Genomic DNA, 26,166 nt, shown 5'->3' on the forward strand with positions numbered 1-26,166 from the left:
CAACCTACTATGCAAAATTACCCGATTTTAGCTTTAATCAACACCCCTGACGATCTGCGCTTGTTAAATCGCGATCAACTGCCAGCACTGTGTGACGAATTGCGCCAATTTTTGTTGGAATCCGTCAGCCGCACGAGTGGGCATTTAGCCTCTGGTTTAGGCACTGTCGAGCTGACCGTTGCCTTGCACTACGTCTATCAAACCCCGTTTGACCAGCTGATTTGGGATGTAGGTCATCAAGCCTATCCACACAAAATTCTGACCGGACGCCGCAACAAAATGCACACCATTCGGCAAAAGGGCGGCTTGCATCCGTTTCCGTGGCGCGAAGAGAGCGAATACGACGTGCTGTCGGTCGGCCACTCCTCCACCTCAATCAGCGCCGGTTTGGGCATTGCGATTGCAGCGGAAAAAGAGAATGCCAACCGCAAAACCGTGTGCGTAATCGGCGACGGCGCCATCACCGCCGGCATGGCATTTGAAGCCTTGAACCATGCCGGAGCAATGCACACTGATATGCTGGTGATTTTGAACGATAACGAAATGTCGATTTCAGAAAACGTCGGCGCGTTGAACAACCATTTGGCACGACTGCTGTCTGGTTCGTTCTACTCCTCAATTCGGGAAGGCAGTAAAAAAATCTTAGAAAATCTGCCGCCGATTAAAGAGTTTATGAAAAAAACCGAAGAACATGTGAAAGGTTTTGTCTCCGGCGGTACGTTGTTTGAAGAGTTGGGTTTTAACTATATTGGTCCGATTGACGGTCATAATGTAGACGAGCTGGTTTCCACCCTGAAGAACATGCGCAACCTGAAAGGCCCGCAATTTCTGCATGTGATGACCAAAAAAGGTAAAGGTTACGCCCCGGCAGAAAACGACCCGATCGGTTTTCACGGTGTACCAAAATTTGATCCAACATTGGGTACACTACCAAAATCCAAAGCCAATATCGCCAGTTATTCGACTATTTTTGGCGATTGGCTGTGTGAAATGGCAGCACAAGATACCAAATTAATCGGTATTACGCCAGCCATGCGTGAAGGATCAGGGATGGTCGAATTTTCCAACCGCTTTCCGGAGCGCTATTTTGATGTCGCCATTGCCGAGCAGCATGCCGTTACTTTTGCTGCCGGTTTGGCTATCGGTGGCTACAAGCCGGTGGTGGCGATCTACTCCACCTTCCTGCAGCGGGCTTACGATCAACTGATTCACGATGTGGCGATTCCGAATTTGCCGGTGTTGTTTGCGATTGATCGTGCCGGTGTGGTTGGCGCCGACGGGCAAACCCATCAGGGTGCTTTCGATATCAGTTTTATGCGTTGCATTCCCAATCTGGTGATTATGACCCCAAGTGACGAAAACGAATGTCGCCAAATGCTGTACACCGGCTATCACTTGAATGCGCCTGCGGCAGTGCGTTATCCACGAGGATCCGGCATTGGCTGTGAGTTGCAGCCTCTAAATAGCTTACCAATTGGCAAAGCCAACAAAGTCCGTGACGGCAAAAATATTGCGATTTTAAATTTCGGTACATTGTTGCCACAGGCGCTAGCCGCCGCAGAGAAATTGAACGCCAGCGTGATCGATATGCGCTTTGTTAAACCGTTAGATCAGGCTTGCATCGCCGAAGCAGCGCAACAGCACGACATGTTGGTCAGCTTAGAAGACAATGCGATTCAAGGCGGTGCCGGAAGTGCGGTTGCCGAAACATTAAACCACTTGGCATTACGTGAAAAAATCACAATTCCGCCACTGCTACAATTGGGTTTCCCCGACCATTTCATTGCCCAAGGCGAACAGGCAGAAGTTTTAGCAGAATTGCAACTGGACGCTGCTGGTATTGCGCAGCAAATTAGCGCATTTTGGCAGCAATAATCACTGTCGGATAATAAAAATAAAAAATGTTGAGATTTTTATGAACTTTTCGACATATCTTTAGTCTTAATTTATGCTAGTGCACTGCAAATGCAGTTGTCTTTTTACATTTTACTTATTGTAAGACCTCCCCCGATATTTATTCATTGAATATCGGGTTTTCTTTTTTATAACCGTTATTTTTTATAACCGCTTAAGCTTAAAATGAATAGCGCACTTACACCATCAACTGAATCGCGCTGGCAATCAAAAATAATCCGAAGCCGATAAACACCAATCCCGACAGGTTATCGATATAACGACTATAATTCAGATAAAACGATTTAACCCCTTGGTGGGAAAAAACACGGGCAATAAGATAAAAGTAAATAAAACTTTCCAACAAAATCATCACTGCAATAAAACCGATTTGCCAATAATCCGTTAAGCTGCCGACTAATAAAGAAAAAATACCACTGAAATAGATAATCGCTTTAGCATTGGCCAGATTGACCAACAAACCTTGCCGAATGTTCGCCCAATCGGAAACTGGATTGACCTCATGTTGACCACTGATCTGCGCCAGACTGATATTACTTTTCACCCGTAGCATCAAGCTGCCGAGATAGCTGAGATAAGCACCGCCCAACAGCAATACCGCACTTTCAATCGGGGGATACAATTTGAAAAGTAACGCTAATCCGAGCAGGCTTGCACTCAGCCAAACCACTAAACCTAAGATAATTCCAACGACACCCAACACCGCACTACGCTGATTCTCACTGATCGCTTTACGCGCTACAAAAAAGAAATCAGGGCCGGGGCTGACCAACGCAAACAAATGCACAAAAAACAGTTTAATCACTAAAGCAAGCATGGCTAATCGACTCTACAATCCGCCTAAGGTAAACAACAATAACAAGCAAAGTGCGGTATAAATCGCCGCCAGCAGATCATCGAGCATAATACCGAGACCATTCTCAACATTTTTATCAAAATATTTGATCGGATAGGGTTTCACAATATCAAAAAAGCGAAACAGCACAAATGCTAAGCAATACCACAGCCAATTCTGCTGTGGCGCAAAAGCCAGCACCAGCCAGATCGCAATAATCTCATCCCACACAATCGCACCGTGATCGTGCACGCCCATATCGTGTGCCGTTTTTTCACACAAATAAATGCCAAGCACAAAGCCCGGTGCCGCCAGCAACAATAAAAAACACGGCGATACAAACTGTAATAAACCGATACCCAGTAACCAGCCGGCGAGAGTTCCCCAAGTGCCGGGGGCCGGTGACAATAACCCCGAACCAAAACCAAGCGCCAGAAAATGCACCGGATTACGAATGTTCAACTTATTTAAGGCACTTCTTTTATCATCTATTTTATCGTTCATTGACTGCCGCCCTTTTCTATTCAGATTTAAAAATGCTCAAAGCCTTGAACATCCGGCAGCGCCACTTTTTCAGCACCACGTTTTAACCGAATCATTTTATTGGCATTTTGGCTGCGAATCTGTCCGATGCAAGTATAATCAACCCCGATATGGGTTAATTCTCGTTCTAGTTTCGCACAGTTTTTATCTGCCACAGTAAAACACAATTCATAATCCTCCCCCCCGGCCAAAGCAAATTGTTCTGCTTTTTCGACACCAAAAACCGCGATCAGCTGTGGCGACAACGGCAGTTTGTCCAGTTTCAGGCTGGCGCTGACCGCACTTCGTTGTAAAATATGTGACAAATCTGCCAACAAACCATCAGAAATATCAATCGCTGCACTGGCATAAGGCGCAATGCTTTGTCCAAACAGCACTCTTGGCACCGGGCGCAAATGGCGTTCGATTAGGTAGGTTTCAGCTTGGCTAAGTGCGGTATCAGTGTTTTGCCCTCGTTTTTGCTGTAGTAAAGCTAAACCTGCCGCGCTGTCACCCAAACTGCCGGTAACGTAAATCCAATCGCCTTTTTCTGCGCCGTGACGACACAACGCTTTGTCACGCGGAAGTAATCCGTGCGCGGTGATCGAAATCGAAAGTGGACCTTTAGTCGTGTCGCCACCAATCAGATCGACATTATAGTGATCTAAAATTTCAAAAAAGCTGCGACTGAATGTTGCCAACCAGCGGTGATCCACCTTCGGTAGTGTTAAGGCAAGCGAAATCCATGCCGGTTCAGCCCCCATTGCCGCCAAATCGCTGAGATTGACGGCAACGGCTTTATACGCCAAATCAGCAGGATCGATGTCGCTAAAAAAATGGATGCCTTCGACCAAGGTATCTGTGGTGATCGCTAAGCGTTGGTTGGCTTTGATCTCAGTGATGGCACAGTCGTCGCCAATGGCTAACGCAACGTCCTTGCGCGGTGTTCGGGTGGAAGCATTAAAATACTGACGAATAATACTAAACTCGTTATTTTGCTGCACCATTTAATCTCCTACCGCACTTTGTGATTTTAAATTTTGACTCTAGCTTATTTTCGTCCGAGCGCCGGTGCCAGTTTATCTAACACGCCGTTAATATATTTATGGCTCTCTTCTGCGCCGAATACTTTCGCCACTTCAATCGCTTCATTAATCACGACTTTATACGGCACATCCGCTTGATATTTCAATTCGTACGCTGCCATCACCAAAACCGCCCGCTCAATCGGATCCAATTCGCCGAATGCTCTGTCCAAGTGCGGTTCCAGTGTCTGTTGCAAATCGTCGCTATGCTCGGCACTTTGGCTCAATAGCTTGCGGAAATACGGCATATCAACCCCTTTCATCTCCTGATCGGTAATGAAAGACAGTTCTACTTCGGCAATCTCATTTTTAGAAATAAACCAAGAATACAGCCCTTGCACCGCACATTCTCTGGCACGGCGACGTGGTGATACTTTACTCATTATATTCTCCGTTAGGCGTTATCAATCGCATTCAGCAAATTGATCATTTCCAATGCGACCAGTGCCGATTCAGCGCCTTTATTACCGGCTTTTGTGCCCGCTCTTTCAATCGCTTGTTCGATATTTTCCGTGGTCAATACACCAAACGCCACTGGAATTTCTGCCTGCATTGCCACTTGCCCCAAACCACTGCTGGCTTCCCCGGCAACATATTCAAAATGCGCCGTGCCGCCACGAATCACCGTACCCAGTGCCACGATCGCATCATATTTTTTGCTGTCAGCTAAACGGCGTGCCACTAATGGCAGCTCATAGGCACCCGGTGCGTACACCAAGGTGATATTCTCGTCTTTGACTTGTCCGATACGTTGCAAGGCATCGACTGCCCCTTCACGCAAACTTTCATTGATAAAACTGTTAAAACGGGCGATAACCACCGCAACTTTAGCTTCTGGCGCAGCCACGACACCTTGTAAAATTTTCATATGCTACCTTGTGAAATTGGATAAAACCATGTTGTTAAATTCGATCGCGGATTCTATCATAACATTCGATTTTATTCAGTACTAAATTCCGCTCAGTGTTGGCTTTAATTGATACACGCCCGCCCGGCTTTCCATTCTACTCAGTAAAGTGCGGTTTTTTGCCTCATTCACGCAATTTCTCTTTTTAATCTAGAAATCAACTGTGGTATTCTTAGCGCCGATTTATCCCTTTATTCAGAGACTATTGTTGATAATCGCGATAACGTGGTTATTTAGGAGGAAAACAAAGACAGTGGAAAACGTTGTTAAAACCAAACCGGTGATTGAGCTGCGTTCAATCCGTAAGGAATATGACGGCAAAGCCATCATTAACGATTTTGATTTATCTATCAATCATGGTGAATTTATTACCATTTTAGGGCCTTCCGGTTGTGGAAAAACCACGATTCTGCGCCTGATTGCCGGTTTTGAGGAACTGAACGGCGGACAAATTATTCTGGATGGACAAGACATTAGTCAAGTTCCGGCAGAACAGCGTCCGGTCAATACCGTTTTCCAAAGTTATGCGCTGTTTCCGCATTTGAGTATTTACGAAAACGTAGCGTTCGGGCTAAAAATGCAGAAAGTACCGAGCCATGACATCAAACCACGCGTGTTGGAAGCGCTGCGCATGGTGCAGCTGGAAGAATTTGCCGATCGTAAACCGGCGCAACTTTCCGGTGGGCAGCAGCAACGGGTGGCAATTGCCAGAGCGGTGGTGAATAAACCCAAAGTGTTGCTGTTGGACGAATCGTTATCGGCGCTGGATTACAATCTACGCAAACAGATGCAAAATGAGCTGAAAGCGTTACAACGTAAACTCGGTATCACCTTTATTTTTGTGACCCACGACCAAGAAGAAGCCTTAAGTATGTCGGATCGGATTATCGTGTTGCGTGCCGGCAAATTACAACAAGACGGTACGCCACGCGAAATTTACGAAGAGCCGAACAATTTGTTTGTGGCGCAATTTATCGGTGAAATCAATATTTTTGATGCCACAGTCATCGAGCGTCTGGATGAAAAACGGCTCAAAGCCAACGTCGAAGGCCGAATCTGCGATATTTTCGCTACACAATCCGTTTCCGCCGGCAGTCAACTGAAAGTGTTGCTGCGTCCGGAAGATTTACGCTTGGAAGAGGTTAACGAAACCGAGAAAGTCAACGGTATCGTCGGTTATGTGCGCGAACGCAACTACAAAGGCATGACGCTGGAATCCTCCATCGAACTGGAAAGCGGCAAAATGGTGTTGATCAGCGAATTCTTTAACGAGGATGATCCGGACGTGGATCACTCGTTGAACCAGAAAGTGGCGATCACTTGGGTTGAAAGTTGGGAAGTGGTGTTAGAAGATGAAGATAACAACGCATAAATTTCAGAATATCACCGTTGCCATTATTTTCGGCTGGCTGATTTTCTTTGTATTGGTGCCGAACGTGTTGGTGTTGGGCACCAGTTTTCTCACCCGTGACACCAGTAACCTGATCGATTTCACCTTCTCGCTTGACAGCTACAAACGCTTGTTTGATCCGTTGTATGCGCAAGTAATGTGGAATTCGCTGTATATGTCGGGTTTGGCGACCATCATCTGCCTGCTGATCGGCTATCCGTTTGCGTTTATGATTGCCAAACTGCCGAGCAAATACCGCCCGATTCTGCTGTTTATGGTGATTTTGCCGTTCTGGACCAACTCCTTGATCCGCATCTACGGCATGAAAATTTTTCTTGGTGTGCGTGGTGTGTTGAACAATACGTTGATGTCGCTAGGTATTATTGATTCGCCGATTCGGATTATCAATACTGAAATCGCGGTGATCATCGGTTTGGTGTATATCCTGCTGCCGTTTATGATTCTGCCGCTCTACTCTGCGATTGAAAAATTGGACGGCCGCTTGCTGGAAGCCGCCAAAGATTTGGGCGCCGGCACAGTGCAGCGTTTTGTACGGATTATTCTGCCGTTGACGATGCCTGGCATTATCGCCGGCTGCCTATTGGTCCTGCTGCCGGCCATGGGCATGTTCTATGTCGCTGATCTATTGGGCGGTGCAAAAGTGCTGTTAGTGGGTAATGTGATTAAGAGCGAATTTTTGGTTTCACGCAACTGGCCGTTCGGCTCGGCCATCAGCATCGGACTGACCATTCTGATGGCGTTGCTGTTATATATTTACTACCGTGCAGGTAAGTTGTTGAATAAAAAACCGGAGTTGGAATAATGGGTCGTTTACTACGCAGTGGTTTCATGTTTGTGGTATATGCCTATTTGTATATACCGATTATTATCCTGATCGTCAACTCGTTCAATGCCGACCGCTACGGCTTGAGTTGGAAAGGCTTTAGCTGGAGCTGGTACGAACGCCTGTTCAACAATGACACCTTGATTCAAGCCGCAATTCACTCGGTGACGATCGCATTTTTTGCAGCTACTTTAGCCACCATTATCGGCGGCTTGACCGCGATAGCGCTTTATCGTTATGCCTTTCGCGGCAAAAAATTCGTCGGCGGCATGCTGTTTATCGTGATGATGTCACCGGATATTGTGATGGCGGTTTCACTGTTGGCGCTATTTATGCTGTTCAGCATCAAATTAGGCTTTGCGTCTTTATTATTGGCACATATCACGTTCTGCCTGCCGTATGTAGTGGTCACCATTCTGTCACGTCTGAAAGGATTTGATGTCAAAATGTTGGAAGCCGCCAAAGATTTGGGTGCTGGCGAATTGACGATTCTCGGCAAAATCATTCTGCCATTGGCCTTGCCGGCAATTGTTTCCGGTTGGCTGCTCAGCTTCACCATTTCGCTGGATGATGTAGTCGTGTCGTCCTTTGTGACCGGCGTAAGCTATGAAGTGCTACCTCTGAAGATTTTCTCAATGGTAAAAACCGGCGTCACTCCGGAAGTCAATGCCTTGGCGACCATTATGATCTTGCTCTCGTTATTCTTGGTCACCTTAAGCCTGTTTATTGGACGCAAAAACAAGTAGTATTGGGTTACCCGCATTACAAAAGTGCGGGTATTTCTTGCTGTTATTTATCTTCCCTATTTTTTTGTTGGAGTATTTTACGATGAAAAAACTAAGCACAGTCTTTACCGTCGGCATTCTTGGCTTAGCCGTGCAAACCGCTGCAAATGCCAAAGATGAAGTGATCTACCTCTATGACTGGGCTGAGTATATTCCGCCCGGGCTACTGGAAGATTTCACCGCAGAAACCGGGATCAAAGTGATTTTTTCCAGCTTTGAATCCAACGAAACTATGTACGCCAAAATGAAGACCATGGGCGACAGCGGTGGCTACGATGTGATCGCACCGTCCAACTACTTTGTTTCCAAAATGCGCAAAGAAGGCATGCTGATGCCGTTGGATCACAGCAAGCTGCCATCGCTGCAAGAGCTGGATCCGGAAATGCTGGATAAGCCGTATGATCCGGGCAACCAATACTCTGTGCCGCAAATCTTCGGCGCCACTGCGATTGCTTACAACAGTGACATTTATCCTGCCGGTACGTTTAACTCTTGGAATGATTTATGGAAACCGGAATTTAAAGACAAACTGCAATTGACCGATGATGCCCGAGAGCTGTTTCACATGACCTTAGTCACCATGGGCGAAGATCCGAACACCACTAATCCGGAATTAATCAAAAAAGCCTACGAAAAATTGCTGACCCTACGCCCGAATGTACTGACCTTTAATTCGGACAACCCTGCCAACTCATTTATCGCCGGTGAAGTCAATGCGGGCATGTTGTGGAATGGCTCAGCGTTTATCGCACGCAAAGAAGGCATGCCGATCAATATCAGCTGGCCAAAAGAAGGCGCGATTTTCTGGATGGACACATTGGCGATTCCTGCGACCAGCAAAAATCCAGAAGCTGCCCACAAGCTGATTAACTATCTGATCAGCGCACCGGTTGCCGAAAAAGTGGCATTAGAAGTGGGTTATCCGACTCCAAATCTACTGGCACGAAAAAAACTGCCAAAAGAAATTGTGGAAGACAGCCAGTTGTATCCACCGTTGGAAGTGATGAAAAGCAGTATTTGGCAAGACGATGTCGGTGATGTTTCTGCCGTGTATGAAAACTATTTTCAGCAGTTTAAAGCAGCAAAATAACAATTACTTGATTAATCTCACAAAAAAGGTCTTCTTTAGAAGATCTTTTTTACGTTATAGCATAAGATAAAGCACCAACGGCGTGTTACTACGGAGGATTTTTTCATGCCTAATCACTATCGTTCCAACTCACATATTTCAGCCCAAGTGCGGTCAGCCTGTGCCAAATTAACCAATCAAGACTTGGCACAAACCGTATTGACCATTTTGACCGAACAACGTTTTGTTGGGCGTTTACCGCACTTTACTGTGCAGCACCTTTGCCACAAATTCGATTTGACGGCACGGGAGCTTTCGATTGCGCTGCTACCGATCGCTGCTGCCTACTCTCTCGCACCGATTTCACATTTCTATGTTGGTGCAGTTGCTATTGGTAGCAGTGGAAATTTCTACTTTGGCGCCAATATGGAGTTTATCGATACCGGTATGCAGCAGACCGTCCATGCCGAACAAAGTGCGATTGCGCATGCGTGGATGCAGGGTGAAACCGCACTTGAAGAAATTTCGGTCAATTACGCCCCTTGTGGTCACTGTCGCCAATTTATGAATGAACTCAATACCGCAGAAGGACTGATCATCAACCTGCCACAGCACGAGAATCAACGACTGAGTGAATATCTGCCGAACAGTTTCGGACCTAAAGATCTTAATATCAATGAATTACTGCTGACACCACGCCATCACGGTTTCAGCCTGCTTAACACTGAAGATTTATTGATCGATACCGCACTTGAAGGTATTAATATCAGCCATGCACCTTACAGTGGAGCCTACGCCGGTGTTGCGCTGGAAACTGAAGACAACTTCTATTTCATCGGCAGCTATGCAGAAAATGCGGCTTTCAATCCAAGCCTACCGGCGCTGCAAGTCGCCATCAACCACTTAATTCTAAGCGGATTCGAATTACAAAATATTAAAAGAGCGGTTCTGATCGAGAAAAAAGCTGAAATCAGCCAAAAAGTCATGGCAAAACAGCTGCTGGCAACCTTATGCAAACTACCGTTGCAATATCTTTCAATTGACTAATAACAAAAAAGCCGCTTGGTCGTAACCTCGCGGCTTCTATCTATATGGATTAAATTGAAAAAGGGAGCTAAGCTCCCTTTCTTTTTCTCTTTTTGCAATCGCTTAAATTAAGCTAAAGCAGATTTGGCTTTTTCAACTAAAGCGGTGAAAGCCACTTTATCGAATACAGCGATGTCGGCAAGGATCTTACGATCGATTTCAACAGACGCCTTTTTCAAACCGTTGATGAAACGGCTGTACGACAAACCGTTTTGACGGGCCGCTGCGTTGATACGCGCGATCCACAATTGACGGAATTGACGTTTGCGTTGACGACGGTCACGGTAAGCATATTGACCTGCTTTGATAACCGCTTGGAAAGCAACGCGATACACGCGTGAACGCGCACCATAATAACCTTTAGCAGCCTTAAGAACTTTCTTATGACGAGCTCTGGCAACAACACCACGTTTTACACGGGCCATAGGGATCTCCTTTGATCTATTTTAACTGGAATGAAATGAACTATGCGTACGGCAAGCAGGCTACCACTAATACTTGGTCAGCTTTCGCTACCATTGATTTGTGGCGTAAATGGCGTTTACGTTTAGTCGATTTCTTGGTCAAAATATGACGCAAGTGAGATTGTTTACGCTTAAAACCGCCGGAAGCTGTTTTTTTGAAACGCTTCGCAGCACCGCGTACTGTTTTAATTTTTGGCATAATTGGATTAACTCCGCATTGTATTATTAATCAATGTAATCAGGCGAATAAAAAGCGCTTGGCTTACACCAACCGCACTTTCATTACTTGTTGGCACTGATTACTTCTTCTTCGGTGCAAGTACCATCACCATTTGACGGCCTTCCAGTTTTGACGGAGCAGACTCCACCACGGCGATATCTGCCAGATCGTTTTTAACACGCTCCAACACATCGGCACCGATTTGCTGATGGGCCATTTCACGTCCGCGAAAACGGATTGTGATCTTGGTTTTATCCCCATCTTCCAGAAAGCGAATCAGGCTGCGTAGTTTTACCTGATAGTCACCTTCGTCTGTACCAGGACGGAATTTGATTTCCTTAACCTGAACAACCTTTTGCTTTTTCTTCTGCTCTTTAGCCGTTTTGCTCTTTTCATAGAGGAATTTGCCGTAATTCATAATTCGGCATACCGGCGGCTCTGCATTCGGGCTGATTTCAACCAAATCCAAAGTGGCGGCCTCCGCCATTTCCAGCGCTTGTTGAATACCGACAATTCCTGCCTGCTCGCCTTCAGCATCGATCAAGCGAACTTCTTTCACCTTAATCTCGTCATTAATACGATTTGGGCGTTGCGTCTGAACTCGTTTTACAGCTTTAATAGTCATCTTCCTCTATTTATTATAAGCAGGCTCACGCAATATTTTGCAGCTGAGCAGTTGAAAATTTTGCCGAATATGGCAAAAAAGTGGCGTAAATTTTAAAGAAAAACGCAGGGTTATGCAAGGGAATTTGTCAAAATCTTTGTATTTAATCGGCCTGCTAGCAACTAACAGGCCATGCTTTCGGCTTGCATAATGAAAACCTAAACTTATTGCACTCACTGCAACCATTGCAGCTTTATCTGTCTGTCCTATCAACCAGAAAAAAGTACAGATTGATTATCTAAAAACAACATCAACCAAGCTTAACTCTCCCTGTTTTGAACAGTAACTTATCGATGACCTACCCCTAACAGCAGAATCTATGACAATAAAAAATGCAGTAGCCAATTGCTCAGCTACCGCACTTTTTTTCATTAATCCCGACTAATCATCAAACTCATCTAGCCAGAGCAATAAGATCGCTTCCAAGATTTTCTCGTTAGATTTCTGCGGATCGTCATCAAATCCGTCTAGATCACAGATCCAGGCGTGCATATCGGTAAAACGTACGGTTTTAGGATCAGTATCGGGATATAACTCCGACAGTGCCCATGCAATATCTTGCGTATCCTGCCATTTCATCTTGAAAATCCTTTCAGAATTAATGCTCTTCTCTGGCGTGATTGATGGTGTAGCGCGGAATGTCGATCACTAAGTCTTGATTGCCGACCACTGCTTGACAACTTAAGCGGCTTTCGATTTCCAAACCCCAAGCTTTATCCAACATATCTTCTTCCAGATCGCTACTTTCATTTAACGAGTCAAAGCCTTCACGCACCACAACATGACATGTGGTACAGGCACATGATTTTTCACAGGCATGTTCAATTTCAATCCCTGCATTTAACGCAGCATCCAAAATGCTTTCGCCACGTTCGGCTTCTACTACCATTCCTTCCGGGCATAAACTTTCATGAGGAAGAAAAATTAACTTTGGCATTTCTAAATCCTTTTTAATAATTAATTGTTTTCAAGTTCATCGATACTGTGACCTTGCAGCACGCTACGCACCGATTGATTCATTCGGCGGGCGGCAAAATCGCGAGTCACGATATCAAGTTGTTTAATTCCCTGCTTGATCAACTCACTGTCTTGTTGTTCAAGCTGCTGCCGTAATTTATCGATTTGCGCTTCAATTTGCGCTAATTCTTCGGCAGACAGTAATGTTCGGTCTTGCTTTAATGCTTCTTCCACGCCCTCGATTACACGGCTCGCTTCAACACGCTGTTCCGTCAAACGACGTGCTTCAATATCCAGTTCAGCATTTTCGATCGAAGCATGAATCATCTCTCTGATTTCATTTTCACTTAAACCATAAGACGGTTTCACCTGAATTGATGACTGCACTTTGCTGGATTTTTCCATCGCAGTGACACTGAGTAAACCATCGGCATCAACCTGATAAGTCACCCGAATATGTGCAGCCCCGGCCACCATCGGTGGAATACCACGCAAGGTGAAACGAGCTAACGAGCGGCAATCCGCCACCATTTCTCGTTCGCCTTGCACGATGTGCACCGTCATTGCGGTTTGCCCATCTTTGAAAGTGGTGAACTCTTGTGCTCGTGCGGCCGGAATGGTGGTGTTGCGCGGAATGATTTTTTCCACCAGACCGCCCATGGTTTCTATTCCCAGTGACAACGGTGTCACGTCAAGCAACAACATATCGGCATCTGTTTTATTACCCACCAAAATATCGGCTTGAATCGCTGCGCCTAATGCCACCACTTTATCCGGATCAATCGAAGTCAACGGCGTTTTACCGAAAAATTCGCCCACTTGTTCACGGATTACCGGAACACGGGTTGAGCCACCGACCATCACCACTTGCAATACGTCCTCTTGGCTGACCTGTGCATCTTTCAACGCACGACGGCACGCCATTAGCGAGCGTTTCACCAGCGGCTGAATCAGTTGATCAAACTGGATGCGGCTGATTTCGCCCTGCCATGTTTTAAACTGCACCTTGACCGCACTTTCTGCACTTAATTGTACTTTAGTCGCAATCGCCGTTTCCAATAGCTGGCGGCGTTCAATGTTATTGGTCGCAACGATACCCGATTGTTGTTCAATCCAATCGGCAAGTAGGTGATCGAAATCATCACCGCCAAGTGCGGTATCACCACCGGTGGCCAGCACTTCAAACACACCTTTTGATAACCGCAAAATAGAAATATCAAAAGTGCCGCCGCCTAAATCATAGACGGCAATCACCCCTTCTTGTCCGGAATCTAAACCGTAGGCAATTGCCGCTGCCGTGGGTTCATTCAGCAGGCGCAATACTTGCAAGCCGGCTAAACGTGCGGCATCTTTGGTGGACTGCCGTTGGGCATCATCAAAATACGCTGGTACAGTAATCACCGCACCCGACAGTTCACCGCCTAAACGGGCCTCCGCCAGATGATTGAGTTTTTTCAAAATATCGGCTGAAATTTGTACCGGACTAAAATTGCCTTGTGCGGTTTCAATTAACGGCAAGCCGTTTTCGCTCGCTTGAAAGTGATATGGCAAATTGGAATAACGTTTTTGTACATCGACTAAACTGCGTCCGATCAAACGTTTGACCGAGATGATGGTCTGTTGCGGTTCGCTGACCGCCCTTGCTAAAGCAGCACAACCAACTAACGGTTTATCCAGTGCATAATTGACGACCGAAGGAATCAAGACGTTGCCGTCTACATCGGCTAAAATTTCGCTAGCACCATTACGCACAGTCGCCAATAACGAGTTGGTCGTACCTAAATCGATCCCCACCGCCAAACGGTGTTGGTGTGGCGCAGCAGTTTGTCCGGGTTCGGCAATTTGAAGTAATGCCATGTTATGTTTCCGTTTTTATCAGAATAAGAGTAAAAGTAAAAAACTAATAAGCGAAGTGCGGTTTTTGTGTGGCATAGATTCGCTTATCCGTATTGTAAACAGCCGCTAGTATAGCATTAGCCGTATAAGCGATCTTCGATTTGTTCTACTTCCAACAACAGTTTTTCAATAAATTTCAAACGGTCTATCTGTTGTTTTAGTTCAGCCCATCCGCTTTGTCGGATAGCCGTTTCAATCGCCTGTAATTGTTGTCGGCGTAGGGCTTCCGCTTTATCGCGCAAGGCGACAATTTCCGCTTCATCGCAACCGCAGGCAGCTGCTTCCAAATCTTCACGCAACATCAATTGTTGCAACAAAAATTCGCTGTCTTTCACTGTCTCTTCCGGATTAAGCGGCTGTGTACAATTCAGTTGTAAAATCGCTTCGGCGCGGCGAATCGGATTTTTCAGCACTTGGTAAGCGTCATTAATCTCAGCGGCATACTGCACCGCTTTCAATTGTTCTGTACTGGAGGAGCTCGCAAAATTATCCGGGTGATAAGCTTTTTGCAAACTTAAATAACGCTGAGACAAAAGTGCGGTATCGAGATTAAACTCAACGGCAAGATTAAAAAGCTCAAATGGGTTTTGCATTCTGTTTCCTAGTCGATTAACCGCACTTTATACCGTGAAGCTCTCGCCACAGCCACATTCGTCTTTTTTATTCGGATTATTAAATTTGAAGCCTTCATTCAGCCCCTCTTTGACAAAATCCAATTGTGTACCTTTTAAATAGACCAGACTTTTGCTATCGATAATCACTTTTACGCCGTGTTGTTCAAACACCTGATCATCTTCGTTCAGCGTATCGACAAATTCCAACACATAAGCCAAACCGGAACAGCCCGATGTTTTCACCCCTAAACGCAAACCAACCCCTTTGCCACGATTTTGTAAAAATGTGCGTACACGATTGGCTGCACTTTCAGTTAAATTGACACCCATATCATTTCCTTATTTTACTACTAAAGATAACCCTGAAATGGAAAGACCCACCCGGCGCAACACCGAGTGGGGGAATAGTATTATTTATTATTTTTAGCTTTATAATCAGCAATCGCCGCTTTGATCGCATCTTCTGCCAGAATTGAACAATGGACTTTCACCGGCGGCAATTCCAACTCTTCGGCGATTTGGCTATTTTTAATCGAACCGGCTTCGTCCAAAGATTTACCTTTAACCCATTCGGTGATCAATGAACTGGAGGCAATCGCAGAACCACAACCGTAGGTTTTAAAGCGTGCATCTTCGATAATGCCGTTGTCGCTGACTTTGATCTGCAACTGCATCACATCACCACAAGCCGGTGCCCCCACCATGCCACTGCCGACGTTTTGTTCTTTTTTGTCAAATGACCCCACGTTACGTGGATTTTCATAATGATCGATAACTTTTTCACTGTATGCCATTTTCTTGCTCCTATTCTTTACTTAATTAGTGGGCAGTCCACTGTACTGAATTTAAATCAACACCTTCTTTAAACATATCCCACAACGGTGACAGTTCACGCAATTTATTGACTGCTTTTTTGACCAACTCGATGGCATAATCCACTTCTTCTTCTGTGGTATAACGCCCGATAGAAAAACGAATCGAACTGTGCGCCAATTCATCATTTAAGCCCAAGGCACGCAGCACATAAGACGGCTCAAGACTGGCTGAAGTACAAGCAGAACCGGAAGAGACCGCTAAATCACTCAGCGACATCATCAACGACTCGCCTTCAACATAATTGAAACTGATGTTCAAATTGCCGGCGACACGCTGTTCCAATGAGCCGTTGACATGCACTTCTTCGATATCTTTCAAACCGTTATACAGTCTGTCACGCAGTGCTTTGATGCGTGGGATTTCTGTCGCCATCTCTTCTTTACAGATCCGATAAGCTTCACCCATTCCCACAATTTGATGTACCGGCAATGTGCCTGAACGCATCCCGCGCTCATGGCCACCGCCGTGGATCATCGCTTCAATCCGCACCCGTGGCTTACGACGTACATACAAGCCGCCGATACCTTTCGGTCCATAGAGTTTATGACCGGAAAACGACATCAAATCTACATTCAATTTGCTTAAATCAATCTCCACTTTACCGACACTTTGCGTGGCATCGGTATGGAACAGAATTTTTTTCGCACGGCACAAGTCGCCGATTTTTTCGATATCCTGAATCACACCGATTTCATTATTCACATGCATAATCGATACTAAAATAGTATCGTCACGCATTGCAGCTTCCAGTTTTGCCAAATCGACTAAACCATCCGCTTCTGGTTCCAGATAAGTGACTTCAAAGCCTTCACGTTCCAACTGACGGCAAGTGTCCAACACCGCTTTGTGTTCGGTTTTGCAAGTAATGATGTGTTTGCCTTTGGTTTGGTAAAAGTGCGCCGCCCCTTTGATCGCCAAGTTATCGGATTCAGTTGCGCCGGAAGTAAATACGATCTCTCTTGAATCTGCACCAATCAAATCCGCAACTTGATTACGCGCAATATCTACCGCCTCTTCAGCCTGCCAGCCAAAACGGTGCGAACGGGAGGCCGGATTACCGAAAATTCCGTCATAGGTCATAAATTCCATCATTTTTTTAGCAACTCGCTCGTCTGCCGGGCAAGTTGCCGCATAATCCAAATAAATTGGTAATTTCATTTTCACTCCTGAAAAATTAACACTATCAACCGCACTTTAAGCGCGACTGACAACTTGAAATGGTTGTTGATCCAAATGTTTCTTTAACGCACTGCGTTGGTTCTGCTTATTCACCAAATCGGCAATCGTAATCCCGTTCAGAAAATCCTCGATCTCCTCACTCAACTGCGCCCACAATGAGTGTGTTAAACAAGTCATTCCGCCCTGACAGTTTCCTTTGCCTTTACACTTTGTCGCCGTAATGTTTTCATTCACTGCAGCAATGATCATACCGATCGCAATTTTATCAATCGGCATTCCCAACAAATAACCACCGCCCGGTCCACGCACACTTTTTACCAGACCGTAACGGCGCAATTTTGCAAATAGCTGTTCTAAATAGGAAAGTGAAATTTGTTGACGATCTGAAATTTCAGCCAACGTAATCGGCATTTCGATTTCGCCACGTTGTGAATGGAGCGCAATATCCAACATTGCCGTCACCGCGTAACGCCCTTTAGATGTCAATTTCATAGCCTATCCTCAATCATTCTGGTATAGGCTGATTCTTTCATACCAGACTATTTTAGTCAACTTTAAATCCGACTATTTCTGTATGTTTTCATCTATCGTAGCGTTCACGATTTATTTACTCGCTTGCAACCGTGCTTTTCTTTACCGCCGCCAGCATTCCCTGCAAAATATTCAGTTCATTTTTGCGCAGATCAGCTCGGGCATACAAACCACGCAATTTCGGCATCACGCCACTATTTTGAATAAAATTCAACTGCCGATAGAGCTGCTCGGTTTGTTGGAAAAAATAGTCGAGCTCTTGCTGTGTCGGTTTGTCATGAATCTCGTTTGAAAGTGCGGTTTGCATTGGCTGCTGCCTACTCAACATTGCCATCCGCACTTCATAGCTGACTAATTGCACCGCCATCGCTAAGTTTAGTGAGCTATAATTCGGATTGGCAGGAATATTCAAGTGAAAACCGCACTTTAGCAGCTCTTCATTGGTCAATCCGACCCGTTCACGCCCAAAAACGATCGCCACCTTACTGTCCTGCTCAGCATATTGCACGGCCTGCTCACCACAACCACGCGGATCAATTTGCGGAATCGCCAAATGTCGGCTGCGCGCACTGGTGCCAATAACCAACGAGCAATCCGCCACCGCTTGATTAAAGTTTTCCACGACTACCGCACTTTCCACTATATCATTCGCCCCGGCTGATAAGGCGATTGCCTGCTCGTCCGGCAAGATTTTTGGTGCTACCAAATACAGCGACGACAATCCCATCGTCTTCATCGCCCGCGCCGCCGAGCCGATATTGCCGGTGTGTGAGGTTTCTACGAGTACAATTCGGATATTTTTTAACTCAATTTTCATTTTAATAACTACTCGCAAGTTTGCGAGCGCTATGCAGCACTCTTAAAATAATCAAACTTTCCTTTTCTAACACATAAATCAGAATAAATGGAAAGTGAGGTATAATCAGTTTGCGATATCGGCTAGAAGCCTCTTTCACTTTTTTACCAAGCTGAGGATTTTGCTTTAATAGCACCGCCATCTCTTCAAACTTTGCATCTACCTGATCGGCTAAAGCCAAACCTGCATGTTCAAAAAAATAATGGAAAATCTGTTCTCGATCTTGCTGTGCCTGCGCTTCCCAAAATAGCTTCACGACTATTTCTCAGTTAGTTGACGACGTAATTGTTGCATTTTTTGCTGGCTCTGATCGGCATCAAATAAATGTGTTTGTTGGCTTTCATAACGCTGAATAGCTTCATTTATTTGTGTTTCAAGCCAATAAGCATGCGTATTGCTCTGGTATTCCAGCTCTTCTGCTGCCAGCTGTTCCGCTCTTTCACGCATTAACTTAGTCAAATCTGTCTGCTGTCTTTTAGCCGCTTGCATTGCCAATTGCTTTGTTTGCGCATCAATTCGAAAATGGATCGTTTCCATTCTCCCCCCTAATTTATGGTGTCATTTGTGTTGTCAATTATATCTGAATATACAGCGAGAAACAAAAGCAAATTTACCTCGCAATTTCCGCTACAATTCTTTATAATCCGCTCAGTTTTTGTTTTGTCATGACAAAACAAATTTTCTTTTATTTGTTCTTTAAAATCCGGTGGAATTATGAATCCAATGTTAAATATCGCTATTCGTGCCGCACGAAAAGCAGGCAATGTGATTGCCAAAGGCTATGAGCGTCCTGACAGTCTTGAAACAACAACCAAACGTGCTAATGACTACGTCACCAATATTGATAAAGAAGCTGAGCAGGCGATTATCGAGGTGATCAAAAAATCTTATCCTGAGCACACTATCATTACTGAAGAGACTGGGGTGATTGAAGGCGAGAACAAAAATGTACAATGGATTATCGACCCACTGGATGGCACCACCAACTTTATCAAATCCTTTCCGCACTTTTCTGTTTCGATTGCTATCCGTGAAAACGGCCGTACCGAAGTCGGTGTCGTCTATGATCCGATTCGTAACGAACTGTTTACGGCGGTGCGTGGCGAAGGCGCAAAATTAAACGAAACCCGTCTGCGGGTGGAAAACAAGCGTGAGCTCGACGGCACGGTTCTGGCAACTGGTTTCCCGTTTAAAGCTAAGCACCATATGCCAACCCAACTCAATATTATGCAGTCTTTGCTGGAAAACGTTGCGGATTTCCGCCGCTCCGGTTCTGCCGCATTGGATTTAGCCTATGTTGCTGCCAACCGTGTCGACGGCTATTTTGAAATCGGGTTGAAACCTTGGGACTGCGCTGCCGGTGATTTGATTGTGCGTGAAGCCGGTGGTATTGTCAGCGACTTTGTCGGTGGGCATAACTATTTGAAATCGGGTAATATGGTTGCCGCTGCACCACGTATTGCCAAAGCGATTTTGACCAAACTGCAACCGCACTTGAGCGATGAACTGAAAAAATAATACTGTCATAAGCATTTCAAAGGCGATTTCTTCAATCGCCTCAGACTGCTGACACAAGTTAAAACTTGCGTTATCATGGGAAAAACAAAAGTGCGGTGAATTTAAAAAACTTTTTTAAATTCACCGCACTTTGAGGTTATTGTTAGCTCGTTAGTCGGTAAGCCCTGCATGCACCTTCAAAACCACCATCGCAGGCTTGTTTATATAGCGATTTGGCTTTTTTAGATCTCGTTTTACTCCTTCCCCCCATTCATACATGAACCCCAACCGAGATTGAGAGCGAACATGTCCCTGCTTGGCGGCTTTTTCAAACCATTTGGCTGCAGTGGTTTTATTTTGTTTTACTCCGCGGCCTTCGTAATACATGTTCCCCAAATTAAATTGAGCTTTAGTATCTCCCTGCTTGGCGGCTTTTTCATACCATTTGGCTGCAGTGGCATCGTTTTGTTTTACTCCCCAACCCTGATCATACAAAACCCCAAGGTTATATTGTGCATCCGAGTTGCCTTTTTGAGCATAGGTACGCCATTGTGCAATTTCTGCTTGGCTAGGTGTCTGAGCATAGCTAATTGATGTGGTGAGTGATAGCCCTAAGAAGATGAGAAGCAGTAGTTTTTTTAGCATGGTATAACTCCTTGATATTGATAGAAATGAGTGTTGTGAACTGCGATAGTATTGTATATCCAAGAAAATTTAAACTAAAATTTTTCGGCGTAAAGGACAAAATTTATTGATGAGATTTTAGGCGTTTCGAAGTGAAAATAAAAGGAGAAATCTGTTCAAATTTTCTCCTTTTTTGTTAGCATTAATTTTGTCCTTTACGCCACTTTTTCGGTAAGTGTCATTTTGAGAAACCAGCGATACGCTATATTGACTTCAATCTCTTTGACTAACTGACGTTCGCTCTTAATGCCAAAAATATAGCCGAGTAGCATAATTTTAAACAGGCGGACAGGATCTATCGCAGGGCGACCGTTATCGTGACAATAGAGATCGGCGACTTCATCACGAATAAATTCAAAGTCAATGACCTTGTCGATTTTACGCACGAGATGGTCTTTCGGTACAAGCTGTTCAAGCGAGACCATTTCGAGCTCGGATTGATGAGGTATTGGAGGATTTAGCATCGGAAACTCCTTAAAAGGCTTTTCCTTATTAGATCAAAGTCCTAGTCAAATGTCTAGGACTTTGTCAACAGTCTGAGGCGATTTCTTCAATCGCCTTTTTTATTGCAGAAAATTCAATCCCAATACCGCACTTTTAGATCAGTTGAACAAAATTTGATGAAAAGTGCGGTCGTGGCTTTACGCATTACCGCTACTAATATTTTCCAGTTCTTCCCAACGCAGTAAACTCTGTTCCAGCTGTTGTTCTTTATCGGCAAGCCGTTGTAAAGTGTTAGCTGTATATTGATGATCTTTTTGGAAAAAATCGCCGCTGCTGACTTCAGTTTGCAAGGTTTCGATTTCCGCCTCCAATTGTTCCAACAATTGTGGCAGCTGCTCTAATTCCCGCTGTTCTTTAAAGCCAAGTTTGGTTTTACGCTCCGGCGGTTTGGTTTTTGCTTTTTTGTCTTCCGTTGCTTCAACCGCACTTTGCGTTTTTGCCTGTGCGGTAGCCGCGTTTTGTTGCACGCTTTCAAAATAGTTCTGTTGCTGCTGTTTAGCGTCGCTGTAGCCGCCGACATAGTGGTTTAAAACGCCGTTGCCTTCAAAAAAGTAACATTCCGTGGCGGTGTTGTCGATAAACTGGCGATCGTGACTGACTATAATCAAGGTGCCTTGATAGTCGCTTAAAATATCCTCCAATAATTCTAAAGTTTCCACATCCAAATCATTGGTCGGTTCGTCGAGAATCAACAGGTTATTCGGTTTCAGCAACAGTTTTGCCAACAACAGGCGATTGCGCTCGCCACCAGACAACGCTTTCACCGGGCTCATCGCCCGTTTTGGTGGAAACAGGAAGTCTTGCAAATAGCCCAACACATGGCGCTTATGGCCGTTGACGTCTACATCTTGTTTGCCGTCTGCTACGTTGTCCATCACGCTTTTTTCCGGATCCAGATCAGCACGATATTGATCAAAGTAGGCAATTTCCAGTTTAGTGCCCGACCGCACTTTGCCGCTGGTCGGAGTTAATTGCTGTAACAGCAGTTTGATAAACGTGGTTTTGCCGCAGCCGTTCGGCCCGACCAAGGCAATTTTATCGCCACGCATAATGTTGTCGCTGAAATTTCTCAGCAGCACTTTGTCCTCAATTTGATAGCCTAACCCTTCCATCTCAAATACTATTTTGCCGGAGCGAATTGCACTATCTACTTGAATTTTGGCGGCTCCCAATACGTCACGTCGCTGACGACGCTCTTCGCGCAGTGCTTTTAACGCTCGCACCCGTCCTTCATTGCGTGTGCGGCGAGCTTTAATCCCTTGCCGAATCCAGACTTCCTCTTGTGCCAATTTTTTATCGAACAGCTCATTTTGTAATTCTTCAACCCGCAGATTCTCTTCCTTGGTGGTTAAATACAGATCGTAATTGCCCGGATAAGAAACCAGTTTACCGCGATCCAAATCCACAATTCGAGTTGCCATTTTGCGGATAAAAGAGCGGTCATGAGAAATAAAAATAATGCTGCCGGAAAACTCTAGCAAAAACGCCTCCAGCCAATCAATCGCATCAATATCCAAATGGTTGGTCGGTTCGTCTAGTAATAAAATTGTTGGATTGCTGACCAGTGCACGAGCCAATGCTGCTTTGCGCTGCCAGCCGCCGGACAGCGCCGACAGCAAGGTGTCTGGATTCAAATCTAAACGGCGCAATACGTCTTGAATTCGGCTTTCCACTTGCCAACCGTTGGCGTGATCCAACTCATGCTGCACTTCCGCCAGTTGCTGCATCAGTGCATCCGAATAATTGACGGTCAATTCGTGCGACAGGTGGTGATACTGTTTCAATAAATCTGCCAAATCAGCAATGCCTTCTGCCACATAATCAAACACGTTATCTTCAATATGGCGTGGCGGATCTTGCTCCAAACGTGACACTACTACGCCGCTTTCCAACTGCAACGTGCCGTCATCAAGTGCGGTTTCGCCGGCAAGAATTTTCATCAATGTCGATTTGCCTGCGCCATTGCGCCCAACCAAACAGACCCGCTCACCGGCTTCAATGTGCAAATCTGCATGATCCAATAACGGGTGATCGCTAAATGAAAGGTAAGCCTTAGTTAAATTTAATAATGCCAAAATGAATCCTTAATCCGTCAACAAACAAACTTTAAACAAAAATTATTGGCGATTTTAGCAGTTTTATAGCGGCTTTTATACCGACAATGCTAAAGTTTGACCCAAATCACAGTAAAATCAATCTGTTCCGATTAAGATAGCAACTCAAGCCGCTTTAGAGGGAGTTGAATTATGTGGAAAGCCATTTCGCAGCTTTTGGCCGATCAGTTCGGTTCTTACTACACAATTAAATCCAAAACCCCTGTGGCAGGGGGGGAAATGCACCAGTCTTGGATCATTGATGACGGCAATATTCCGGTATTTGTCAAAATCAATGATAAATCCTACCGTTCGATGTTTCGTGCCGAAGCGGATCAACTGGAACTGCTGGCAAAGAGCGGTATTGTGCGTGTGCCTCGTGTTTACGCCCTGGGGTGTGCCGAAAATGTCAGTTTTATTTTAATGGAATCCCTTGATTTGCAGCCCGTTGGGTCTGAGAAAATGGCAGAACTTGCGGCGCAGCTCGCTACGCTGCATACCAGCGGTGGTAATCAACGTTACGGTTTCGATTACGACACTTGGCTCGGTCCGGTTTATCAACCCAATTCCTGGGCGAAAAACTGGTCAACTTTTTTCAGTGAAAACCGAATCGGCTGGCAGCTTCAGTTGTGTAAAGAAAAAAATATCTATTTTGGCAATTTTGAGGATATTATCTCCTCGGTCAGTTTTCATCTGGCAAAATATCAACCGACACCCGCACTGCTGCACGGAGCGTTCTACCATAACAATATGGGGGTTTGCGGCAATGAAATTGTGCTTTACGATCCGGCTTGCTATTGGGGCGATGCCGAATGTGATCTCGCTTTAGCCGATCTATTTCATGATTTGTCACCTGAATTCTATCAGGCATATAACAGTATCAATCCGATTGATAAAGGCTACCAGCAACGCAAAACCCTGTATCAACTCTATTATTTACTCAACTTCAGCCACCGTTTCGGCGGGCAATATATTCAGCAAGCCGATGAAATCATCAGGTTAATAGGATAATAAATGACGCAAATTAAAGCGGTTATTTTTGATATGGACGGGGTGCTGATCGATTCAGAACCCTTATGGCAACAGGCAGGCATTCACTATTTTAACCAGTTAGGACTGCCGGTCAGCGCTGAAGATATGCGACAAATGGTCGGTGTGCCGTCAAAAGAGGTGATCCGCAAGTTATATCAACAATATGGTGCGGCAGATTTGAGTGTCGAACAGGCAACCGAGCAATATTGCCGCTGTGCGATAGATCTAATTTTAGACAAACAACCGCTGATGGATGGCGTAAAACCGTTGTTGGCGCGTTTGCGCCAACATAATCTAAAAATAGCCGTGGCATCGGCATCGCCACGGGAGTTATTGGAAAGTATCACGCAAAAGTGCGGTATCCGCGACTATTTTTCTGCGATTGCTTCTGCAACCGAACTGGCTTACAACAAACCGCACCCCGCGGTTTATCTGCACGCTGCACAACAGTTGGGGGTGGAACCGCACTTTGCCGTCGGCATTGAAGATTCGGTGGTAGGCATGACCGCAGTCAAAGCTGCGTCAATGTGCTGTATTGTAGTGCCTTCCGCGCAGGAAGAAAATGATCCACGCTGGGCGCTGGCAGATCATAAATTAAACTCGTTACACCAAATTGACGACAGCTTTTTGGCTCGCTTAATCCAGCACCGATAAGCCCGGCAACGTCGAGAAGCTCTGCGATTTCACCGTATGGAAGAAATCCTGCATGAACGCAGTGCGAACATCATTTTCACGCACCGCAGCATACAATTCACTTTGCAAGCCATTCGGCGTAATTTTGCGTGCCACCACATAACCCCGCTCCAAATAGGGCAACACCGCCCAATATGGCAATGCGGCGATGCCCCGTTTGCTGGCGACCAACTGAATGATTGCGATGGTCAATTCACTCGTGCGCCGAGCAGGATTAATGCCTGCCGGATACAACACCTTACGCAATAAGTCGAGCATATCATCCGGCACCGGGTAGGTGATCAGCGTTTCATCGGCAAAATCCTCTGCCTGCCACAGCTCTTTATTCGCCAACAGATGATCTTTAGAGCAAATCCCCACCATTTCATAGGCAAACAACGGCTGGTGCACAATGCCTGCGGTCTCTTCTATTTCAGACACGATCGCCCAATCGGCACGGTGAGTTAGTAGCAGTCCCAACGTATCGGTATGAAAACCGGAGACAATATCCAACTCGACCAACGGCCAGTTTTGGCGGAATGAATCCATCGCCGGCATCAGCCAGTCAAAACAGGTGTGGCATTCCACCGCAATCCGTAACTGTCCGGCATCGCCCTCTTTCACCCGTATCAGATCCAGCTCCGCTTCAATCACTCTCGGTAAAATTTCATAAGCCAACTTAATTAAGCGCTCTCCTGCCGCAGTGAAATGCAGCGGCTGGGTTTTGCGCTCAAATAGGGTTAAACCATACTGATCTTCCAACAGCTTAATTTGATGCGAAAGAGCGGATTGGGTCAAATAGATCCGTTTCGCTGCCAAAGATACGCTGCCGGTCTCTTTCAATGCAATCAAGGTTTTTAAATGGCGTAATTCTAAAAATATCGGCTTCATTAAAATTATTCATCATCTTTGTGAAAATTATGAGTTTGCATAATATACTAAAATCCGTCATTCTGCATCCCAGATAGCCATTTAGACGGCTGTTTATAA

At 45.4% G+C, this 26,166-nt stretch carries 31 protein-coding genes and 1 pseudogene; 9 read left to right on the forward strand and 23 right to left on the reverse strand.

Going from position 1 to position 26,166, the window contains the following annotated elements:
- The first annotated feature begins 9 nt into the window (after window positions 1-9).
- Window positions 10-1,875, forward strand: coding sequence for a 1-deoxy-D-xylulose-5-phosphate synthase (dxs, locus tag EDC16_RS06465; protein ID WP_132966609.1), 1,866 nt, complete (start codon window positions 10-12; stop codon window positions 1,873-1,875).
- 217 nt (window positions 1,876-2,092) lie between these two features.
- On the opposite strand, the gene EDC16_RS06470 is transcribed toward dxs, so the two are convergent.
- Genes EDC16_RS06470 through ribH form a run of 5 tightly spaced genes read right to left on the reverse strand, consistent with a single transcriptional unit; the run spans window position 2,093 to window position 5,224 of the window.
- Entirely contained in the window at window positions 2,093-2,731 is a 639-nt protein-coding gene (locus EDC16_RS06470; protein WP_132966612.1) for a LysE family transporter, read from the reverse strand.
- A 12-nt stretch (window positions 2,732-2,743) separates the two neighbouring features.
- Entirely contained in the window at window positions 2,744-3,253 is a 510-nt protein-coding gene (locus EDC16_RS06475) for a phosphatidylglycerophosphatase A family protein (RefSeq protein WP_132966614.1), read from the reverse strand.
- Window positions 3,254-3,279: 26 nt separating this feature from the next.
- Window positions 3,280-4,278: a thiamine-phosphate kinase gene (gene thiL, locus EDC16_RS06480; RefSeq protein WP_132966616.1), complete on the reverse strand. Its 999-nt coding sequence runs from the start codon at window positions 4,276-4,278 to the stop codon at window positions 3,280-3,282.
- Between the two features lie 44 nt (window positions 4,279-4,322).
- The gene (gene nusB, locus EDC16_RS06485; RefSeq protein ID WP_132966618.1) at window positions 4,323-4,739 is read right to left on the reverse strand and encodes a transcription antitermination factor NusB; all 417 of its coding nucleotides are present in this window, start codon (window positions 4,737-4,739) and stop codon (window positions 4,323-4,325) included.
- A gap of 11 nt (window positions 4,740-4,750) precedes the next feature.
- Window positions 4,751-5,224: a 6,7-dimethyl-8-ribityllumazine synthase gene (gene ribH, locus EDC16_RS06490; RefSeq protein WP_132966620.1), complete on the reverse strand. Its 474-nt coding sequence runs from the start codon at window positions 5,222-5,224 to the stop codon at window positions 4,751-4,753.
- Between the two features lie 292 nt (window positions 5,225-5,516).
- Here ribH and potA point away from each other — a divergent pair, with 292 nt between their 5' ends.
- From potA to cdd, 5 genes are all read left to right on the forward strand, one after another.
- Window positions 5,517-6,635, forward strand: a complete 1,119-nt coding sequence (gene potA / locus EDC16_RS06495; RefSeq protein ID WP_132966622.1) for a spermidine/putrescine ABC transporter ATP-binding protein PotA — start codon at window positions 5,517-5,519, stop codon at window positions 6,633-6,635.
- Window positions 6,616-7,476, forward strand: a complete 861-nt coding sequence (gene potB / locus EDC16_RS06500) for a spermidine/putrescine ABC transporter permease PotB (protein WP_132966624.1) — start codon at window positions 6,616-6,618, stop codon at window positions 7,474-7,476. The genes potA and potB overlap by 20 nt, the downstream gene beginning before the upstream one ends.
- Complete coding sequence (potC, locus tag EDC16_RS06505; RefSeq protein ID WP_132966627.1) at window positions 7,476-8,243, forward strand: spermidine/putrescine ABC transporter permease PotC; 768 nt, start codon at window positions 7,476-7,478, stop codon at window positions 8,241-8,243. Before potB ends, potC begins: the two co-directional genes overlap by 1 nt.
- 82 nt (window positions 8,244-8,325) lie before the next feature.
- On the forward strand, window positions 8,326-9,372 hold the full coding sequence (locus EDC16_RS06510) for an extracellular solute-binding protein (RefSeq protein ID WP_132966628.1): 1,047 nt from the start codon (window positions 8,326-8,328) through the stop codon (window positions 9,370-9,372).
- Window positions 9,373-9,477: 105 nt separating this feature from the next.
- A complete protein-coding gene (gene cdd, locus EDC16_RS06515; protein WP_132966630.1) occupies window positions 9,478-10,398 on the forward strand; it encodes a cytidine deaminase in 921 nt (306 codons plus the stop codon).
- Between the two features lie 107 nt (window positions 10,399-10,505).
- On the opposite strand, the gene rplT is transcribed toward cdd, so the two are convergent.
- The 14 genes from rplT to EDC16_RS06585 all read right to left on the reverse strand — a co-directional run bounded on the left by rplT (window position 10,506) and on the right by EDC16_RS06585 (window position 19,231).
- The gene (rplT, locus tag EDC16_RS06520; protein ID WP_084257409.1) at window positions 10,506-10,862 is read right to left on the reverse strand and encodes a 50S ribosomal protein L20; all 357 of its coding nucleotides are present in this window, start codon (window positions 10,860-10,862) and stop codon (window positions 10,506-10,508) included.
- 40 nt (window positions 10,863-10,902) lie between these two features.
- Entirely contained in the window at window positions 10,903-11,100 is a 198-nt protein-coding gene (rpmI, locus tag EDC16_RS06525; protein WP_034613912.1) for a 50S ribosomal protein L35, read from the reverse strand.
- A gap of 100 nt (window positions 11,101-11,200) precedes the next feature.
- A complete protein-coding gene (infC, locus tag EDC16_RS06530; protein ID WP_255296791.1) occupies window positions 11,201-11,746 on the reverse strand; it encodes a translation initiation factor IF-3 in 546 nt (181 codons plus the stop codon).
- Window positions 11,747-12,166: 420 nt separating this feature from the next.
- Window positions 12,167-12,364, reverse strand: coding sequence for a Fe-S cluster assembly protein IscX (gene iscX, locus EDC16_RS06535; protein ID WP_132966632.1), 198 nt, complete (start codon window positions 12,362-12,364; stop codon window positions 12,167-12,169).
- Between the two features lie 19 nt (window positions 12,365-12,383).
- Complete coding sequence (fdx, locus tag EDC16_RS06540; RefSeq protein WP_132966634.1) at window positions 12,384-12,722, reverse strand: ISC system 2Fe-2S type ferredoxin; 339 nt, start codon at window positions 12,720-12,722, stop codon at window positions 12,384-12,386.
- Between the two features lie 20 nt (window positions 12,723-12,742).
- Entirely contained in the window at window positions 12,743-14,599 is a 1,857-nt protein-coding gene (gene hscA, locus EDC16_RS06545) for a Fe-S protein assembly chaperone HscA (protein WP_132966636.1), read from the reverse strand.
- Between the two features lie 116 nt (window positions 14,600-14,715).
- The gene (hscB, locus tag EDC16_RS06550; protein ID WP_132966638.1) at window positions 14,716-15,231 is read right to left on the reverse strand and encodes a Fe-S protein assembly co-chaperone HscB; all 516 of its coding nucleotides are present in this window, start codon (window positions 15,229-15,231) and stop codon (window positions 14,716-14,718) included.
- Between the two features lie 27 nt (window positions 15,232-15,258).
- Window positions 15,259-15,582 carry an iron-sulfur cluster assembly protein IscA gene (gene iscA, locus EDC16_RS06555; RefSeq protein WP_132966640.1) on the reverse strand — a complete coding sequence of 108 codons (324 nt, stop codon included), beginning with the start codon at window positions 15,580-15,582 and terminating at the stop codon, window positions 15,259-15,261.
- An 80-nt stretch (window positions 15,583-15,662) separates the two neighbouring features.
- Window positions 15,663-16,046, reverse strand: a complete 384-nt coding sequence (gene iscU / locus EDC16_RS06560; protein ID WP_132966642.1) for a Fe-S cluster assembly scaffold IscU — start codon at window positions 16,044-16,046, stop codon at window positions 15,663-15,665.
- A 25-nt stretch (window positions 16,047-16,071) separates the two neighbouring features.
- Entirely contained in the window at window positions 16,072-17,286 is a 1,215-nt protein-coding gene (locus tag EDC16_RS06565; RefSeq protein WP_132966644.1) for an IscS subfamily cysteine desulfurase, read from the reverse strand.
- Between the two features lie 36 nt (window positions 17,287-17,322).
- On the reverse strand, window positions 17,323-17,799 hold the full coding sequence (gene iscR, locus EDC16_RS06570; RefSeq protein ID WP_132966646.1) for a Fe-S cluster assembly transcriptional regulator IscR: 477 nt from the start codon (window positions 17,797-17,799) through the stop codon (window positions 17,323-17,325).
- A 115-nt stretch (window positions 17,800-17,914) separates the two neighbouring features.
- Window positions 17,915-18,655: a tRNA (cytosine(32)/uridine(32)-2'-O)-methyltransferase TrmJ gene (gene trmJ, locus EDC16_RS06575; RefSeq protein WP_132966649.1), complete on the reverse strand. Its 741-nt coding sequence runs from the start codon at window positions 18,653-18,655 to the stop codon at window positions 17,915-17,917.
- A gap of 1 nt (window position 18,656) precedes the next feature.
- Complete coding sequence (locus EDC16_RS06580; protein ID WP_157330529.1) at window positions 18,657-18,950, reverse strand: type II toxin-antitoxin system RelE/ParE family toxin; 294 nt, start codon at window positions 18,948-18,950, stop codon at window positions 18,657-18,659.
- Window positions 18,951-18,952: 2 nt separating this feature from the next.
- The gene (locus EDC16_RS06585; RefSeq protein ID WP_132966653.1) at window positions 18,953-19,231 is read right to left on the reverse strand and encodes a damage-inducible protein J; all 279 of its coding nucleotides are present in this window, start codon (window positions 19,229-19,231) and stop codon (window positions 18,953-18,955) included.
- Between the two features lie 177 nt (window positions 19,232-19,408).
- Here EDC16_RS06585 and suhB point away from each other — a divergent pair, with 177 nt between their 5' ends.
- A complete protein-coding gene (suhB, locus tag EDC16_RS06590; RefSeq protein WP_132966655.1) occupies window positions 19,409-20,212 on the forward strand; it encodes an inositol-1-monophosphatase in 804 nt (267 codons plus the stop codon).
- A gap of 150 nt (window positions 20,213-20,362) precedes the next feature.
- On the opposite strand, the gene EDC16_RS06595 is transcribed toward suhB, so the two are convergent.
- The 3 genes and pseudogenes from EDC16_RS06595 to EDC16_RS06605 all read right to left on the reverse strand — a co-directional run bounded on the left by EDC16_RS06595 (window position 20,363) and on the right by EDC16_RS06605 (window position 23,454).
- Window positions 20,363-20,836, reverse strand: coding sequence for a tetratricopeptide repeat protein (locus EDC16_RS06595; protein WP_132966657.1), 474 nt, complete (start codon window positions 20,834-20,836; stop codon window positions 20,363-20,365).
- Window positions 20,837-21,036: 200 nt separating this feature from the next.
- A pseudogene (locus tag EDC16_RS06600) lies at window positions 21,037-21,339 on the reverse strand (transposase); the annotation flags it as partial.
- Between the two features lie 177 nt (window positions 21,340-21,516).
- Window positions 21,517-23,454: an ABC transporter ATP-binding protein gene (locus EDC16_RS06605; RefSeq protein ID WP_132966659.1), complete on the reverse strand. Its 1,938-nt coding sequence runs from the start codon at window positions 23,452-23,454 to the stop codon at window positions 21,517-21,519.
- A 171-nt stretch (window positions 23,455-23,625) separates the two neighbouring features.
- Between EDC16_RS06605 and EDC16_RS06610 the strand changes: the two genes are divergently transcribed.
- Window positions 23,626-24,483, forward strand: coding sequence for a fructosamine kinase family protein (locus EDC16_RS06610; RefSeq protein ID WP_132966661.1), 858 nt, complete (start codon window positions 23,626-23,628; stop codon window positions 24,481-24,483).
- 3 nt (window positions 24,484-24,486) lie between these two features.
- Window positions 24,487-25,158 carry a hexitol phosphatase HxpB gene (gene hxpB / locus EDC16_RS06615; RefSeq protein ID WP_132966662.1) on the forward strand — a complete coding sequence of 224 codons (672 nt, stop codon included), beginning with the start codon at window positions 24,487-24,489 and terminating at the stop codon, window positions 25,156-25,158.
- Here hxpB and EDC16_RS06620 read toward each other — a convergent pair.
- Window positions 25,141-26,067: a LysR family transcriptional regulator gene (locus EDC16_RS06620; protein ID WP_132966664.1), complete on the reverse strand. Its 927-nt coding sequence runs from the start codon at window positions 26,065-26,067 to the stop codon at window positions 25,141-25,143. The two genes, hxpB and EDC16_RS06620, sit on opposite strands and share 18 nt — an antisense overlap.
- Window positions 26,068-26,166: the final 99 nt, after the last annotated feature.

This window comes from Testudinibacter aquarius (genome assembly GCF_004342725.1).
Classification (GTDB): domain Bacteria; phylum Pseudomonadota; class Gammaproteobacteria; order Enterobacterales; family Pasteurellaceae; genus Chelonobacter; species Chelonobacter aquarius.